Genomic DNA, 16,503 nt, shown 5'->3' on the forward strand with positions numbered 1-16,503 from the left:
ATCCCAGCTTAGGCGTCGGAATCGGCGACGGCATCGATGTCCGCGCGACGCAGGCGGTACCGGCGCAGCGTCAGCAGGCTGGCGCCCATCAGCACGGCGGGCAGGATGCTGAAGCTGAGGACGATACCCGTGATAGCCGCCTCCGGTTGCTCGACGGTGGTGCCGGCGACGGTCGAGATGTACCCGGTCGCCGCGAGCGTCAGCGACACCGCTGTCGCTCCGAGTGCGAAGCCGACCGTCTCGCCCGCCGTCCAGATGCCGGTGAAGGTGCCGGCCTGGCCGGGCACGCTCGTGCGCTCGTCGTGGGAGATCACGTCGGGGAGCATCGCCATCGGCAACGACTGGAGGCCCGCATACGCGATGCCGGCCACGGCGACGGATGCGTAGATCCACGCACCTGGTGACCACACCGCGAAGACGAGTGATGCCGCTGCCGCCGTGAACAGGAGGCTGGCCATCGCGAAGGCCCGCTCCTTGCCGACTCGTCGCGCGATGACCGTCCACCCCGGGGTGGCCAGCAGCGCTGGTCCCACCAACGCGACGAAGACGAAGGTCACCGCATCCTCCGACCGCAGCACCCAGGTCGCGACGTACTGTGCGCCGGCGAGCATGGTGCCCGTCGCGAGCGCCTGCAGCACGAATGTGCCGAGCAGCGCGCGGAAGGGCTGACTGCGGCCGAGGGCGCGGAAGCCCGACATGTACTGGTCGCGCCAGGTCGAGACGGTCGCGGTCGTCGCGGGAGAGACAGCGCTCCGCTGGGCGGCGTCATCCGCGGTTCGAGCGGCGACGAGCATCCCGACGCCGATCACGACGCCCGAGGCGATGCCCATCAAGAGGTATCCCCTGACCGGGTCATCGCCCGCATTGCGCAGTGCGGGGCCGCCGGCGCCGAACAGCAGGATCGCTGCGGTGAGCACGACGACGCGCCATCCGAGCAGACGCGTGCGCTCGTCGTAGCTGCCGGTCAGTTCCGCGGGAAGGGCGACGTACGGCACCTGGAACAGGCTGAAAGCCGTCGCGGTCGCCAGGAAAGCCAGCAGCACGCTGATCGCTCCGGCGACGGGACCCCAGGTGGGCGGTACGGCGAAGGTGAGGGCGAAGAAGAGGGGGAGTGCGAGCGCGCCGGTCACCATGAACCCGCGGCGAGAGCCGGTGCGCGCGAGCTGGCGGTCGGACGCGGCCCCGATCAACGGGTCGATCAGCACGTCCCAGATCTTCGCCGCCGTGACGATCAGCCCTGCCGCGAGTGCGGCGACGCCGAGATTGTCGGTGAGGAAGTACGTCAGCACCAGCCCGGGCAGCGTGGCGTAGCCGCCGGTCCCGAGCGAGCCGATCGCGTACAACGCGATCGTTCGCGGAGAAAGACGGACGGGCGCTCGTTCGGACCGAGCCTCGGTGCTCATCGCGCCAGTGTAGTGGCGCGATGCCGCGGGATCAGATCAGCGAGAGCTCGCGCAGCTTCGACTCGACATCGGCGTTCGACGGCTCGACATGATGCGAGGCATCGGGGTACACGACGACGGGGATGTTGGTGCGACCCGAGATCTCCTTCGCCACGTCTGCGGCGGCGGGCTCGGCGACCAGGTCGACGTACGTGTACTCGACGCCGAGTGCATCGAGCTGCTTCTTGGTGCGGATGCAGTCGCGGCACCAGTCGGCGCCGAACATCGTGATGGTGTCGGAGGCAGGAGAAGTCATGCATCCAGCCTACGACCGCTCGGGTGAGGTGGCGCTGAGTGTCGAGCGGCCCATGGTCGGACTCGTGCGAAGAGGGGCCCCGTCGGCGCGGATCCGGGCACATCTCTTGTAAGTAAGGGTGCCCTTACCTACACTGGGGGCATGAGCGGCGCATGCGAGCACCTGGAGGATCCCGACTGGGACGACATAGAAGGTGCCGTGCTCATCGCCGGCGATGCGGCTGACGCCGGCTTCATCGCGAGCATCGCCGCGCGGCTGCCGTGGGACGCCCAGGGCGTCGTCATCCTCGAGGCTGCGGCTCGCATCCAGTTCCGACACATCGACGTTCCGGATGGGGTGTCGGTGCGCTGGCTGGTGCGGGGAGACGGCACCAGGGCGCATACGCGCGGCGAACGGCTCGCGAACGCCGTGCACGCCTGGTGCGTCGAGTGGGCGTGCAGCGAGCCGCCGTCGCAATGGACGGTGTGGCTCGGACCGCACACGCCTCCGCACGTGGCGCGCATGGCGCGGAGCCTGCTCGGCGTCGCGAACTGACTGCCTGGCGGCGTGCTGCTCAGCGTGAGGCGGCGACCGCGGGAGCGTTGGCACCCGCGGTGATCGCATCGAGCGCACGCCGCAGCGACGAACTCGACGTGTGCGCCGTGTACGGGAAGTACACGACCTCGACCCCGACCTCGGCGAACTCGCGCTCCAGGCGCAGGCCCTTGTCGGTGCCGCGCCAGTCGTCGCCCTTGAAGAAGTGCGTGAACTGCACGTCGCGCCACGAGTCCATCTTCGACGGCGTCGTCTCGACGTAGACGTCGTCGACGAACGAGATGTGTTTCACGATCTCCGCACGCTCCGCGGTCGGGATGACGGGCTCGATGCCCTTCACCTGACGCAGCATCTCGTCGCTGACGACGCCTGCGATCAGAATGTCGCAGTGCTGCTTGGCGTGACGAAGTAGATTCAGATGCCCGACGTGAAACAGGTCGAAAGCACCAACGGCATAGCCGATACGCGTCCCCATGATCTCCCCAGATCAGTAATTCCCCAGTAAGCGGATCCCCATCCGCTTCGCGACTCCCACAGCCGCGGTTCGAGAGTCTAGCAGGTTCGGGTTTCTCTCTGCACAGGATCCCGTGGAACGATGGAGGCCGCACGCGATGCGCGTGGGGGACAGGGGGCGGACGTGGGGACACCGGTCACGATCATCGTGCCGACGTTCAACGAGCGCGACAACGTCGCCGAGCTCGTCGCTCGTACCGCCGTGGCGCTCGAGGGGTGGGACGCCGAGATCCTGTTCGTCGACGACAGCACCGATGACACGGCCGCTGAGGTCGAGCGCGTCGCGGCCGATTCTCCGATCCCGGTGCGCGTCATCCATCGCTCCGAGAACACCGGAGGGCTGGGCGGCGCCGTCGTCATCGGCCTCGAGGCGGCGGTCTCCGATGTCTGCATCGTGATGGACGGTGACCTGCAGCATCCGCCCGAGCTCCTTCCCGTCCTGCTCGCTCGATTCGCGCAGGGGGACGCCGACGTCGTCGCCGCCTCCCGCTACGTCGGCGGAGGAGACACGAGCGGGCTCGGCACAGCGGTGCGCTTCGGCGTCTCCCGCGTCGCGACCTGGCTGACCAGGGCGATGTTCCCGATTCGCCTCGCTCGCAGCACCGACCCGATGACGGGGTTCTTCCTGGTCGACCGCGATCGCCTCGACGTGTCGACGCTCCAGCCTCGGGGCTTCAAGATCCTCCTCGAGATCCTCGCGCGCAACGACCTGCGCATCGCCGAGGTGCCGATGGAGTTCGCCGAGCGACGACACGGCACGTCGAAGGCGAGCTTTCGCCAGGGGGCGATGTTCCTCGAGCACCTCGCGCGACTGCGCTTCGGCAAGATGTCGCTGTTCGCGCTGATCGGCGTGATCGGCGCCGCCGCGAACCTCGGGATCATGTGGGCGCTCACCGCTGCGGGGGTGCCGTACATCTGGGCGGCGATCATCGGCGCCGAGGTCACGATCATCGGCAACTTCGTGCTGCAGGAGCGTTTCGTGTTCGCCGACATGCGCACCGATGCGCGCGCCCTCGGCATCCGCTTCGCCAGTTCCTTCGCGTTCAACAACGTCGAGGCCGCGCTGCGGATCCCGGTGATGGCGCTGATGGTCGAGTCGTGGCACATCTCGAGCGTCGTCGCGACGGGTCTCTCGCTCATCGTGGCCTTCTTCGCCCGGTTCCTGTTCCACTCCCTCGTCGTGTACGCGCCTCGACGGCGGCGCAAGGGAGAGGCCATCGGTGCCGAGCCGCCGACGGATACTGCGGCTCAGCGCGTGATCCGCGCCATCGACGTCGAGGTCATGAAGCCGGGCGAGCTCTAGAGACTCCTCTGGCATCCGCTTCGGGCGGTCGGCCGTGACGCCTCTTGCCAGGACGCCTGGGGAGGTCCATAGTTGGCTCGTGGAATCCGAGGGCGGTCCCTCGTCGTCTCTCACCTGGGTGCATCGTGCCGAACAGTCGGTGCGCATCTGGGAGCAGAGTCACGCCAGGGGGGAGGTGCCCAGCATCTGGCCGTACGGCCTCGACGCGCTGCGCGATTATGCCGACGTCGAGCTGATCGATCTCGCCCCACCGGGCCGGATCGCTCGAGCCCGTGCGCGATTCGCGGTCGGGCCGCGGCCCGTCGACGGGCTCGCGCTCACCTGGGATGAGAACACGGCCTATCGGATGCAGACGACCCATCCGCGCACCCGATTCGCCACCGGTGTGATCTGGCTGACGGACATGGCCGAGACCGGCGACGCGCCGACGCGGATGGTCGCGATGCTCGGGAGGGCCGAGGCTGCGTGGGTGCTCAGCGAAGCACAGGTCGAGCCCCTGCGAAAGATGCTGGGCCCTGGCGCGACTCGGGTGTTCGCCGTGCCCTTCGGGATCGACAGCGCGTTCTTCGTTCCGAGGCCGTATCCGGCCCGTCCGCGCATCGTGAGCGTCGGCAACGACAGGGATCGCGATCCCGCCACCCTCTTCGCGGCGCTCACTCGCATCCTCGCGATCCGTCCCGAGACCGAAGCGGTGGTGCAGACGCGGTCGGACCTCGCCCCGCCTGAGGGGGTGCAGGTCGTCCGGCACCTGCCGCACGCGGAACTCCGCGACCTCTACGCGACCGCGAGCGTCGTCGTCATACCGACCAGGCCGAACCTGCACGCCTCCGGGATGACCGTGGCGCTCGAAGCACTCGCGACGGCCCGTCCTGTCGTCGTCACCGACACACCGGGGATGCACCAGTACGTGAGCGAGGGCCGCACCGGACACCTTGTCCCCCCGGAGGATCCGGCGGAGCTCGCCCTCGCCGTGCTCCGCCTGCTCGATGACCCGGCGCGCGCCGCAGAGCTCGGGAAGAACGGCCGCATCGAGGTGGAACGGCACTTCACGACGCAGATCATGGTCGCATCCCTGGCGCGAGGGCTGCTGCCCGCGATCTGACCTCGAACCGAGGACGGTCGGGGCGCTCTAGTCCTTCGCGCCGCGTCGCTTCACCCGCACGGCCGCGCGGAACGCATCGGCGTGCGCGCGACCGGCGTCGGCCCAGTCGCGCCGGGAGAGATCGGGTGAGCCCGTGAGCGTCGTCGCGGCACGCCACGCCTCGACGACCGTGGGAGCGTCGAGGTCGCCGTCGTACATCAGAACCCACTCCTGGCCGACCTCGCGTCCGAGAGCCTCGTTCGCCTCGTTGCGGGGGACGAGCACCGGGCGATCCATCGACAGGGCGGCGAGGACGCTGCCGGAATTGTGCATGAAGCGGTAGGCCAGCACGATGAGGTCGGATGATGTGGCGAGCTGGACGAGTTCGGCGTCGCTGAGGAAGTCGAGGTGCAGCGACACTCCGGGCAGGTCTGCGGTGCGTGCGCGGAGGTCGTCTCCGAGCTCAGGGGTGGACGGGCGCCCGCCGATGCGCAGGCTCAGCGCCGGTTCGACGGCGACCGCCTCGCCGTACGCGTCGATGAAGCCCTCCAGCCCCTTGTAGCGGCGGATTCCACCGAACGACCCGAGCTGCCCCGGCACCCGCTCTGCCGCGGGGAACTTCGCGTACCAGCCGCGGTAGTCGCCGTGCAGGATCAGGCTGTGGGGGGTGCCGGGCGCGAGCGGAGTCGTCTCGTTGATGACGATCCGGTAGTCGGTGTGGCGATCGATGAAGCGCAGCAGCCACAGCCGCGGCGCATTGTCGTCGGGAAGCTCGATGTTGTGAACCGTGCGCACCACAGCGATGTGGCGCGAGAGGCGGTGGCGGAACACGAGTGCTGCGGTGAGCAGGAACTTGCCCGTGGACTTCCACCAGGTGGACCCGTGCAGCTTCGCCTCCGGCCAATGCCAGTGGAAGGCGTCGTAGCGCCCGAAGAGGGCCGTGCCCCAGGAGAAGCGCAGACGGGTGAGGCCCTCCGTGGAGCCGAGTGCCTCATCGAGCATCTTGTTGTACGGGTTCGTCGTCGGACGCGGAGCGCCCAGCGACTGCATCACGCGGATGGTCGATCCGGTATCGGTCATGGTCGTGTCATCCTCCGATGGGCGACGGTACTCGTCGTAGCGGCGGCCGAGGGCGGCGGCGATCGTGCCGCGGCCGCGGTGCACCAGGCGTGTCCCCCTGGCGTGGTGGGTGATGTTCGAGGTGAGTGCTCCGAAGGTCCTCCGCAGACCGCCGACGACGATCCGCGCGACACCGCCGATCAGAGCCCGCAGTCGCAGGACGCCGCGCCGGGCCTTCCCCTCGGTCAACTGCAGCTGGATGCGAGTGCCGGCGTTCGCCGAGCTGAACGCGCGCTGCGCCGCCCAGGAGCGGCTCAGCCGCGAGGCGACGACGAGGTCTTCGGTCTCGGACTCGTTGCACCACACGATCAGTCCACCGCGATGGGCGAGCTGGCGGGAGAAGAGGGTGTCCTCGCCACCGCCCAGGCCGAGCGACGTGTCGAAGCGCAGCCCGAGCCGGCGGATGGAGCGTAGATCGAGGAGCAGGTTGCCGGCGGCGGCCACCTGCAGCACGGTGCCCGTCTGCCTGGGCGGTCGCCGGAAAGTTCCGGAGGCGAGCAGCCAGGGATCGACGTCCTCATCGAAGACCGAGATCACGCGGCCCATCACCGCGTCGGCCCCGTGCTCGCGCCAGACCTCGATCAGTGAGGAGAGCCATCCCTCCCGGGGGATCTCGTCGTCGTCGATGAAGGCGACCAGATCGCGATCCACGCACTCATCCAGGATCCGGTTGCGGGCTGCGGCGATGCCCGGCGCGGGCTCGACGACGTAGCGCACCGGAAGGTCCGCGCCCGCGGCCACGTCGCGGGCAGAGCCTGCGGGGTCGTTGTCGACGACCAGCACGTCCACCGCGATGCCGAGGGCGTCGCACTCCGCGATGCGCGATGGCAGCGTGCGCAGCAGTGCCGCCAGAAGCTCTGGCCTCCGATACGTGGGTACGCCGATCGTCACCGCGATCATGTCGTTCGATTCCGGTCCCCTGGTCATCCGCCCCATCCCCATGGCAGTAGCGCGCCTCGACTCCGACGCCGGCTCATCGTATCGTGAACCCCTGAGACCGGTCTGCGGAGCGGGCTCGCGTATAGTCTTTGTCCTGGGAGTCGACGTCGGTCGCGACTCTGGGGAATTCGACCGGCGCCCGAGGCGATCCGCGAGCCGGATCCGGGGGGAGGATCGCGTGTCAATCGTGCACGGACGGCTTGCCGTGGTCGTGGTCAACTACGCCTCGGCCGGGCTTCTGCAGCGCAACCTGGTGGCCGTCGAACAGGAAGCGCGAGCGATCGCGCAGGACGCTCTCGTCATCGTCGTCGACAACTGGTCGAACGCGGACGAGCGTCGCGCCGCGAAGGACATCGCGCGCGAGCACGACTGGGTGCTGATGGAGCCGGAGGCGAACTCGGGCTTCGGTGGCGGCGTCAACCTCGGAGTGACGCGTGCGCTCGCCGAAGGGGCGACCGATGTGCTCGTGATCAACCCGGATGCGCACATCGACCGCGACTCGCTGCATCGACTCGCCTCCGCCACTGCAGCCTCGCGCACGACTCTCGCGTCGCCGATGATCACGGACTCGGAGGGAAGAACGTGGTTCGCCGGAATCGACCTTCTGCTCCACGACGGCACCATGCGCGCTCGCCGCAAGCGTGTCGAGGGCGACACCCAGCCATTCGAGCCCTGGCTGAGCGGGGCCTGCCTGTGGATCACGCGCGAGGTGTGGGAGCTCTCCGGCGGCTTCGATGACGATTACTTCCTGTATTGGGAAGACGTCGACTTCTCGCGTCGGGTGGTCTCAGCCGGCGGTTCCCTCATGCTCGTCGAAGACGCCAGGGCGGTGCACGACGAGGGAGGGACGCAGCGCGCGGAGCCCGAGACCTCACGGGCGAAATCCGAGGGCTATTACTACTACAACATCCGCAACCGGATGCTGTACGCCGTGCGCCATCTCGATGACGCGGCCGTGCAGCGCTGGCGCCGCTCGATTCCCCGAACGGCCAGGGAGGTCATCCTCCGCGGCGGACGTCGACAGCTGATCCAGTCGGCCGCGCCGATCCGGGCCTACCTCCGCGGTGTGCGCGAGGCTCGCCGGATCGCACGGACGCACACAACGGTCCAGAAGGGCAGGAAATGGTCGTAGACGCCTACCATCGTCTCGCGCGTGCGCAGAAGGGGCATGCCCGCGGGGCGCCCGCGTATTCGGTGTACGTCAACCGCCGCATCGGGAGGGTGCTCGCCGCCGTCGCCTATCGGATCGGGCTCACCCCCAATCAGGTGTCGATCATCAGCGCGGTGCACTCGTTCGTCGCGATCGGTCTCATCGCCTTCGGGCCGGTGAACGTGCCGATGGGCCTCCTGATCGCCCTCCTTCTGGTGCTCGGGTATGCCTGGGATTCCGCGGACGGCCAGGTCGCACGTCTGCGTGGGGGTGGGAGTCCCCAGGGGGAGTGGCTCGACCACTTCATCGACACCCTCAAGATCGCCTCGCTGCATCTGGGCGTGCTGATCGGGCTCTACCGTGTCGTTCCGGAGACGCCTCTGCTTCTGCTGATCCCCATCGTGTTCAGCATCGTCGCGACGACCACCTTCTCCGGCATGCTCCTCAACGACCTGCTCAAGGGCAAGCATTCGGTGGCATCGACTCATGAGCGCGGCGGGGGAACCCTGATGCGCTCCCTCATCCTGCTGCCGACCGACTTCGGCCTCGTGTGCCTCGTGTTCGTCCTGTGGGGGTGGACCCCGGCGTTCCTGATCGGCTACGGCGCGCTCTGCCTCGCCGCCGTGCTGTTCCTCGCGCTCGCCGCGGTGAAGTGGTTCCGCGAGATCGAAAGGCTCGGTGCGTCCGCATGACCGACGAGAAGATCCTGGTCGTCTGCGCCGCCAATGTCTGTCGATCGCCGTTGGCCGAACTCGCACTGCGGCGCGGACTCCGGGCGGATTCCTCCCTCTCCGTGAGCAGCGCCGGTGTCCGGGTCAACGACGGCGATCCGATCTGCTCCGCCGTGGCGTCGCTGCATGATGACGCGCAGTGGCAGGCCCAGGCCCAGGCGCACCGGGCGACGCCGGTCACGATCGAGCAGATCGAACAGGCGAGCATCGTGCTCACGGCATCGCGCGACATCCGCGGCGAGCTGGTGCGACTCGCGCCGCGGTCCCGTGACTGGATGTTCACGATCAAGGAAGCCGCCCACCTCGGCGAGGGCTTCGCGTCGTCCGCGCCCGATCGGGTGGCGGAGTATGTCGCCCATCTCGACCGGGCCCGCTCGCGAGCGGTTCCGTTGACTCCGTCCGGAGGAGTCGGCGCCCGCCTGCGACAGCGCTTCGGAGGCCGCACGACCGTCGACCCGACGAGCATCGCCGATCGCCACGGAAGCCGCGGACACCTGGAGACGATCGCGGAGGTCGAGGCCTCCGTCGCGACCATCCTCGCTCAACTCGGAGGGCATCGGCGCCATTCGTCCTGAGCGAACACTTGCGATATTCCGCTCCTCGCACTACCATTAGCCGACGCCGCGTTCTGCGCGGTTGAAGGGGACCCGAAGCCGAGGGGGCTTTGGGATGGGGAATCTGGGTTCTGGGGAGCTGCAGTGTTCAATGTTTCATCATGCCGTTCTGGGGACGGCACTTCGCGATCGCTACGCGCGATACTCGTCGCGCCGTTGGTGGCGCTCGCACTCGTGACGGCCGGCTGCACGGCAGCGCCAGACGCGTCGGAGACGCCGGCACCTGAGGGCACCAGCACCACCGACTGGACGCCGCCCGCCGACACGGAGGCCGAGGGCCCCACCGAGGGCCCGGCTCTCACCGAGGAGAACGGGGCGCTCGACGCCCCGATCACCCTCTCCACCGACGTGGTCGTCACGATCGACAAGATCTCGACCACCACGATCGAGCCCAAGACGCCCGGAGAGTACGCCGGGTCCGCTGTCGTCGTCACGCTGTCGGTCGCCAACGACTCGAAGCGCGCACAGAGCGTCGACTCCGCGGTGGTCAGCCTCGTCACAGACGACGGTGACATCGGGGTCGCCACCACGGCAGGCCCGAACAAGCCCTTGCAGGGCGAGCTCGCCGCCGGTGCGAAGACCACCGGCACCTACGTGTTCATGCTCGATCCGACGCAGGGGCGCTCGGTGAAGATCAGCGTCAACTACGCGGCGGGGGAGCCGGTGGCGACGTTCGCCGGCCAGCTTTCCTGACGCTCGTACACGCGCACCATCGCAACATTTCGGTATTTCGTTCTTGCACTAACTCACTTTCAAAGAAGAAAACTGGCGGCTGGGGAGTCACTATGGGGAACACATCGACCACGAGGCGGGCGCTGAGCGCGCTTGCGTCTGTCGTGACGGCGGCGTTGCTCGTCGCAGGCATGACGACATTGGGTGCGCAGGCGGCGTCGGCAGACGTTCCGTCGACGCCACCGCCTCTGCTGCAGCGCGACGACAACGTCGTCACGTCGGATCCGATCCCGACGGTGCAGATCGACAACGGCTATGTCTGGGCTCAGACGATGATCGGATCGACCGTGTACGCGGTGGGCAAGTTCGACAACGCCCGTGCACCCCTGGCCGCACCCGGCACCAGCCTGACGGCGCGTTCCAACGTGCTCGCCTATGACATCAACACGGGTCAGCTGCTCTCGTTCGCCCCGCAGGTGAACGGCGTGATCAAGGCCGTCGCCGCGTCGCCCGACGGCACCCGCATCTACATCGGCGGCTCGTTCAACTCGGTCAACGGCCAGGCACGCTGGAACTTCGCGGCCCTCGACGCCACGACCGGCCAGCTCGTCCCCGGCTTCTCGCCGTCGATCGGCGGCAGTGGGGTCTACGCCCTCGCAGCCTCCGGATCGAGTGTCTACGTGGGCGGTCTGTTCACCCAGGGCAACGGCACCGCCCGCAAGAACCTCGCCGCCTTCAGCGCCACCAACGGCGCCCTGCTGAACTGGGCTCCGCAGACCGACCTCCAAGTCGATGCGATGGTCATGGACCCCGCGGGTCAGAACGTCATCGCCGCCGGTCGCTTCTCGCAGGTGAACGGCGACCTGACCATGCGCGGCACGGTCGCGCTGGACAAGACGACCGGTGCCGTGGACTCGTCCTGGGCGCTGCCGCAGACCGTGAAGAACGGTTCGAACACGGGCAGCAACTCCGGCAAGGCCGGCATCTTCGGCCTCGCCGCCGACTCGACGGCCGTCTACGGCACCGGCTGGGTCTACGCCGACGCCGCCACCGGAAACCTCGAGGGAACTTTCGCGGCGGAAGCCGGCACCGGACAGGTCCGCTGGATCGCCGACTGCCTCGGCGACCACTACGGCGTCTACTCGACGGGCAAGGTCGTCTACACGACGAGCCACACCCACGCCTGCGGCACGATGAGCCTGCACCCCGAGCAGAGCCCGCGCACGCACCGCTACTCGGAGGCGTACACGGCCGATGCTCGCGGAACGCTCGGCAACCAGCCGGCAGCCGGTGGCACCTACAAGAACTGGGCGGGAACCCCCGGTCCGTCGCCGTACGCCTGGACGCCCGACTGGGCTGTCGGTGTGACGACGGGCATGGGACAGGCCGGACTCTCCATCACCGGTACCGGCAACATGATCTCGATCGGCGGAGAGTTCCGTTCCGTGAACAACGGTCGCTTCGAGGGGCTCGTGCGCTTCTCGACGAACCCTCCTGGCGGAGCCAAGGACGGCCCTCGTCTCTCGGCGGCCAACTGGACCGGCACGGCACAGTCCTTCATCCCTGGACGAGTCCGGGTCTCGATTCCGGCCAACTGGGACCGCGATGACCTGACGCTCACCTACGAGCTTCGGCGCACCGGCACGGCCACGCCCGTCGCCACGACCACGGCCGATGGAACCTGGTGGAAGCGACCGGCCGTCACTCTCGAAGACAAGACCGCTACGCCGGGCTCGCAGCAGGAGTACACCGTCGTCGCGAAGGATGCCAGTGGCAACACGGTGAGCAGCCAGGCCATGTCGGTGACCGTCGCATCGGGAGCTGTCTCGAGCTACACCAACACGGTGATCGATGACAACCCTCAGCTGTACTACCCGCTGGGCACCGCGCCGCAGGACTGGGCGGGATCGAACACCCCGGTGTTCGGCTCGGGTGTGACCTCCTCGTCGTCCGGTGTGGAGAACACGGCAACAGGAGCATCGACCTTCACCGGCACCTCCACAGGCCGCGTCGCATCGACCAACAAGGTCGCCCCACCCGCGGAGTTCTCGACGGAGCTGTGGTTCAAGACCAACACCACGACCGGTGGGAAGCTGATCGGCTACGGGAACGCGGCCTCTGGTGACTCCACCAGCTACGACCGTCATCTCTACATGACCAACAACGGTCGCCTGATCTTCGGCACCTACCAGGGCAGCACGCAGACGATCCAGAACTCCACGGCGCTGAACAACAACGCGTGGCACCACGCGGTGGCGACGCAGAGCGCGGACGGCATGAAGCTGTATGTCGACGGTGCGCTCGTGGCGTCTGCGCCCGGTGCGACCAGCGCAGAGAACACCCTCGGGTACTGGCGCATCGGTGGGGACAACATCACCAGCTGGCCCTCCGCGCCGAGTTCCAAGTACTTCAAGGGAGCCCTCGACGAGGTGGCCGTATACCCTTACGCGCTGACCGCAGCACAGGTGCAGACGCACTACGGCATCGGCAAGGGCTTCCAGCCGCCGACGGCCGCCTTCACGGCGACACCGACCGATCTCGCTGTGGCGTTCGACGCCAGCGCGTCCGCGCCGACCGGCTCGGCCACGATCACCGGCTACAGCTGGAACTTCGGCGACGACTCGGCGACGGCCTCGGGTGCGACGGCCTCGCACACCTACGCGGCTGCCGGCACCTACACGGTCAAGCTCACGGTCACCGACAGCAACGGGCTGACCACCACGACCGAGAATCCCGTCGTGGTCGAAGCGGCGAACGTGCTGCCCACCGCCTCCTTCGAGGTGACAGGCGCCGGGCTCTCGGTCTCGGCGGACGCCTCCGCCTCGGTCGATTCCGACGGCACGATCGCGTCGTACGACTGGAACTGGGGAGACGGTTCGACCTCGACCGGCCAGGTCGCCAGCCACGTGTACGCCTCGGCGGGAACGCGCACGGTCACTCTGACGGTCACCGACAACCGCGGTGGCACGGCCACGACCACGCGAGAGGCCGTCACGACCCACGCGAACCCGGTCGCGACCTTCACCTCGACCGCGTCGGGGATGAACGTCGACGTCTCGGCCGCAGGATCGAGTGCCTCCGACGGCGCGACGCTCTCCTACTCCTGGAACTGGGGCGATGGCAGCGCAGCGGGCACCGGTGCGACCGCCGGTCACACCTACACCCAGCCGGGCGCGCATGACATCACCCTGACGGTGACCGACAGCCTCGGAGGATCGGCGAGCGTCACGAAGTCCGTGACGGTCCAGGCGCAGGTGTTCGCCGCCTCCGACTCGTTCGGTCGCGTGGTCTCGAGCGGTTGGGGTGCGGCTGATGTCGGCGGCACCTGGGCGCCCATGAGCGGTTCGGCCGCCGTCACCTCCGTTGCAGACGGAGTCGGCAAGGTGAACCTCTCGCCGGGTGAGACCCGCGAGATGCTGCTGCAGGGCACGTCCCTCCTCGACACCTCGGCACGGATCAGCTACACGCTGGCCTCCGGTCCGTCGACGGGTGTCGCCTACGAAGGTCTCGGCGCACGTCGCTCGGGTTCGAACGGCTACCGGGCGCTCGCGTGGCACCGAGCGGACGGGACCACGTGGCTCGTGATCCACCGCAACGGCACGGCCATCGCCAGCACCGCTGTCGCCGGTCTCACCTGGACCGCAGGAAGCACGTTCAACCTCGCCATGGAGACGACCGGTTCCGGAACCACGACGATCCGCGCGAAGGTGTGGGCTGCCGGAGCCGCGGAGCCTGCCAACTGGCAGCTCTCCATGACAGACGCGACGCCGGCACTGCAGACCGCCGGAGCGCCGACCGTCTTCTCCTACCGTGCGGGCAGTGCGACCGGTACCAACCTCGCGAGCTTCGACGACTACACGCTGAAGAACCTCGGCGTGGTGGCACCGGAGCCGGAGCCCGAACCCCAGCCCACGAACGTCGCCCCGACGGCCGCGTTCACGGCGACGGCCTCGGGCCTGACGGTCAACGTCAACGGTGGAGCATCGACGGATTCCGACGGCACCATCGCTTCCTACGCCTGGAACTTCGGCGATGGATCCACGGGCACCGGAGCGACGAGTTCCCGTGCTTACGCTGCGGCGGGCACCTACACGGTGACCCTCACGGTGACGGACGACAAGGGTGCGACCAACACCGCCACCCAGCAGGTCACGGTCACGGCACCGCCGGTCGACCCGCAGCCTGAACCCAACCCGGCCGCGTTGGTGAGCGATGAGTTCGACCGTACGGCTGGTCCCGGATGGGGCTCGGCGGTCACGGGCGGCGCCTGGAGCATCGCCGGGGGCTCGCAGGCGGCGGCGACCGTCGCCGACGGTCAGGGCAAGCTGAGCCTGGTCGCCGGAGACACCCGTCACGCGACGCTCAACACGACCTCGATCGGCGATGCGATCCTCGAGACGCAGTTCCGCGTCGACCAGGCTCCTGCCGCTGGTGGCGCCTACATCGGTGTCATCGCGCGACAGACCGCTGCCGGGAAGTACTTCGCCCGTGCGTGGCTGCGTCCTGACGGAACCGTGTGGCTCGTGGTCCACCGTGAAGGGACGGTGCTGCTGACGCAGGCCGTACCCGGACTCGTCTGGGCGGCGAACACGTCGTACAGCCTGAAGGTGTCCGTGACCGGATCCGCATCGACCGCCATCTCGGCGAAGATCTGGGCGACCGGCACCACGGAGCCGGCGAACTGGCAGCTCAACGCCACGGACGCGACGGGGCTGGCGGCAGGTTCCGTCGGTCTCAGCGGCAACCGGTCGGGCAGCTCGACGGCGCCGCTGAACGTCTCGTTCGATTCGTTCCGCGTCACCGCGCCCCAGTAAGATCCTGACGCATGGCCACTGCTGTTCCGATCGCGCTCCTCGCCGTCGGAGGAATCGCAGCAGTGGCCATCGTCGTGTTCGTGCTCCGGCTGCTGCCGCGCACTGCTTTCGTGGTGTGGGCCTGCGTGCTCTTCTTCGTGCCGCTCTGGGTCGGCGTGAACGTGGGCTTCTACTGGGCGGCGATCACTCTGCTCACGGCCCTGATGATCATCGTCAACTGGTCGGTGGTGCCGCTGCGTGCTGCGGATGCGTGGGTCGTGGCGTTCGTCATCGTGATCGTGGGGCTGTACGGCTTCGGCACGGTCGACCTCGCATCGCTCGTCGCCGCACTGCTCGAGTGGGTGATCCCGTACCTCTGGGGTCGCGTCGTGCTCGCGCGGATCGGCGCGGAGTGGGTGACGTCGACGATCGCCGTGGTCGCGATCGTGGCGGCGGTCCTCGGCATCGTCGAGTTCTTCACCTCGTTCAACCCGTTCGTCCTGATCCCCGGATCTGGCGTCGTCTACGACACGTGGAGCCCTCTCCAAGAGCGGGGCGGTGTGCTGAGGGTCGAGGGAGCCTTCGGGCACTCGATCGCCCTCGGCGCCGCACTGGCGATGTCGTCGGCGTTCGTCGTGGCGACCAAGTGGCGGCTGATCCCGAAGATCGGTGGAGTGGTGATCCTCGCGGTGGCGACCGTTCTGACCTTCAGTCGTGCCGGTCAGCTCACCCTCGTGCTGACGCTCGTGCTCTCCACCTTCCTGATCGTCGGGGTGTCCAGGAAGTTCCGGATCTCCGTCGTCGTCGCCGGTGTCATCGGCACCGCCATCGCGATCCCGATCATCGACTCGGTCTTCGGGGCGGCGGGGGAGGAAGCCGGTGGCAGCGCGGACTATCGCACCGATCTGCTCGTCCTCCTCCAGCAGGTGCAGCTCTTCGGCAACCCGGGCGATTGGCACTCGCTCGTCTCGGGCGACTACTACCTGGGCTACTTCGCACGTTCCGTCGACAACGCGCTCGTCCTCACCCTGCTCCGGTACGGCTATGTGCCGACCCTTCTGATCATGGCGGCCCTCGTCTGCGCGGCGATCATGACCGTGCGGCGCTCCACCCGGAGCCCGGCGTCGATCGCCGTCGTCGGCCAGCTGCCGAGCCTGGTGGTCGTCGCGCTCATCACGCAGTACAGCATGTTCCTCTGGTTCTGCGTGGGGCTCGCCATCACGTGGGCCCGTGACGCCGACATGCTGCGCGGAGCACGGGAGGTGCCTTCGGAGTTGCGGCAGGGATCGCCCGATCCGTTCGCACCCGCAGCAGGGCGCAGAGCAGCGTCTGGACAATCTTGAAGTCGTCGAAGAG

At 68.3% G+C, this 16,503-nt stretch carries 13 protein-coding genes; 9 read left to right on the plus strand and 4 right to left on the minus strand.

Translation table 11 applies throughout. From position 1 onward, the window contains the following. Positions 1-8: 8 nt before the first annotated feature. Complete coding sequence (locus D514_RS36895; RefSeq protein ID WP_036323865.1) at positions 9-1,403, minus strand: MFS transporter; 1,395 nt, start codon at positions 1,401-1,403, stop codon at positions 9-11. 31 nt (positions 1,404-1,434) lie between these two features. Further along, positions 1,435-1,698, minus strand: coding sequence for a glutaredoxin domain-containing protein (locus D514_RS36900; protein WP_017831447.1), 264 nt, complete (start codon positions 1,696-1,698; stop codon positions 1,435-1,437). Positions 1,699-1,839: 141 nt separating this feature from the next. On the opposite strand from D514_RS36900, the gene D514_RS36905 reads away from it, so the two are divergent. Continuing rightward, entirely contained in the window at positions 1,840-2,232 is a 393-nt protein-coding gene (locus D514_RS36905; RefSeq protein WP_017831448.1) for an SIP domain-containing protein, read from the plus strand. 19 nt (positions 2,233-2,251) lie between these two features. On the opposite strand, the gene D514_RS36910 is transcribed toward D514_RS36905, so the two are convergent. Further along, complete coding sequence (locus D514_RS36910; protein ID WP_017831449.1) at positions 2,252-2,707, minus strand: adenylyltransferase/cytidyltransferase family protein; 456 nt, start codon at positions 2,705-2,707, stop codon at positions 2,252-2,254. A gap of 120 nt (positions 2,708-2,827) precedes the next feature. Here D514_RS36910 and D514_RS36915 point away from each other — a divergent pair, with 120 nt between their 5' ends. Then, positions 2,828-4,048, plus strand: a complete 1,221-nt coding sequence (locus tag D514_RS36915) for a glycosyltransferase family 2 protein (RefSeq protein WP_017831450.1) — start codon at positions 2,828-2,830, stop codon at positions 4,046-4,048. 79 nt (positions 4,049-4,127) lie between these two features. Then, entirely contained in the window at positions 4,128-5,150 is a 1,023-nt protein-coding gene (locus tag D514_RS36920; RefSeq protein WP_017831451.1) for a glycosyltransferase family 4 protein, read from the plus strand. Positions 5,151-5,177: 27 nt separating this feature from the next. Here D514_RS36920 and D514_RS39325 read toward each other — a convergent pair whose 3' ends face one another. After that, a complete protein-coding gene (locus D514_RS39325) occupies positions 5,178-7,175 on the minus strand; it encodes a glycosyltransferase (RefSeq protein ID WP_017831452.1) in 1,998 nt (665 codons plus the stop codon). Between the two features lie 190 nt (positions 7,176-7,365). Here D514_RS39325 and D514_RS36925 point away from each other — a divergent pair, with 190 nt between their 5' ends. From D514_RS36925 to D514_RS36950, 6 genes are all read left to right on the plus strand, one after another. Beyond that, the gene (locus tag D514_RS36925) at positions 7,366-8,319 is read left to right on the plus strand and encodes a glycosyltransferase family 2 protein (protein ID WP_236611002.1); all 954 of its coding nucleotides are present in this window, start codon (positions 7,366-7,368) and stop codon (positions 8,317-8,319) included. Further along, positions 8,310-9,029, plus strand: a complete 720-nt coding sequence (locus D514_RS36930; RefSeq protein ID WP_017831454.1) for a CDP-alcohol phosphatidyltransferase family protein — start codon at positions 8,310-8,312, stop codon at positions 9,027-9,029. The genes D514_RS36925 and D514_RS36930 overlap by 10 nt, the downstream gene beginning before the upstream one ends. Then, positions 9,026-9,643, plus strand: a complete 618-nt coding sequence (locus D514_RS38250) for a hypothetical protein (RefSeq protein ID WP_017831455.1) — start codon at positions 9,026-9,028, stop codon at positions 9,641-9,643. Before D514_RS36930 ends, D514_RS38250 begins: the two co-directional genes overlap by 4 nt. Positions 9,644-9,841: 198 nt before the next feature. Beyond that, positions 9,842-10,375 carry a DUF4352 domain-containing protein gene (locus tag D514_RS36940; protein ID WP_017831456.1) on the plus strand — a complete coding sequence of 178 codons (534 nt, stop codon included), beginning with the start codon at positions 9,842-9,844 and terminating at the stop codon, positions 10,373-10,375. Between the two features lie 92 nt (positions 10,376-10,467). Next, entirely contained in the window at positions 10,468-15,168 is a 4,701-nt protein-coding gene (locus tag D514_RS36945) for a PKD domain-containing protein (protein ID WP_051056636.1), read from the plus strand. 11 nt (positions 15,169-15,179) lie between these two features. After that, positions 15,180-16,490: a hypothetical protein gene (locus tag D514_RS36950; RefSeq protein WP_051056637.1), complete on the plus strand. Its 1,311-nt coding sequence runs from the start codon at positions 15,180-15,182 to the stop codon at positions 16,488-16,490. Positions 16,491-16,503 lie beyond the last annotated feature (13 nt).

The sequence above is a fragment of the Microbacterium sp. UCD-TDU genome, from assembly GCF_000340625.1.
GTDB lineage: Bacteria > Actinomycetota > Actinomycetes > Actinomycetales > Microbacteriaceae > Microbacterium > Microbacterium maritypicum.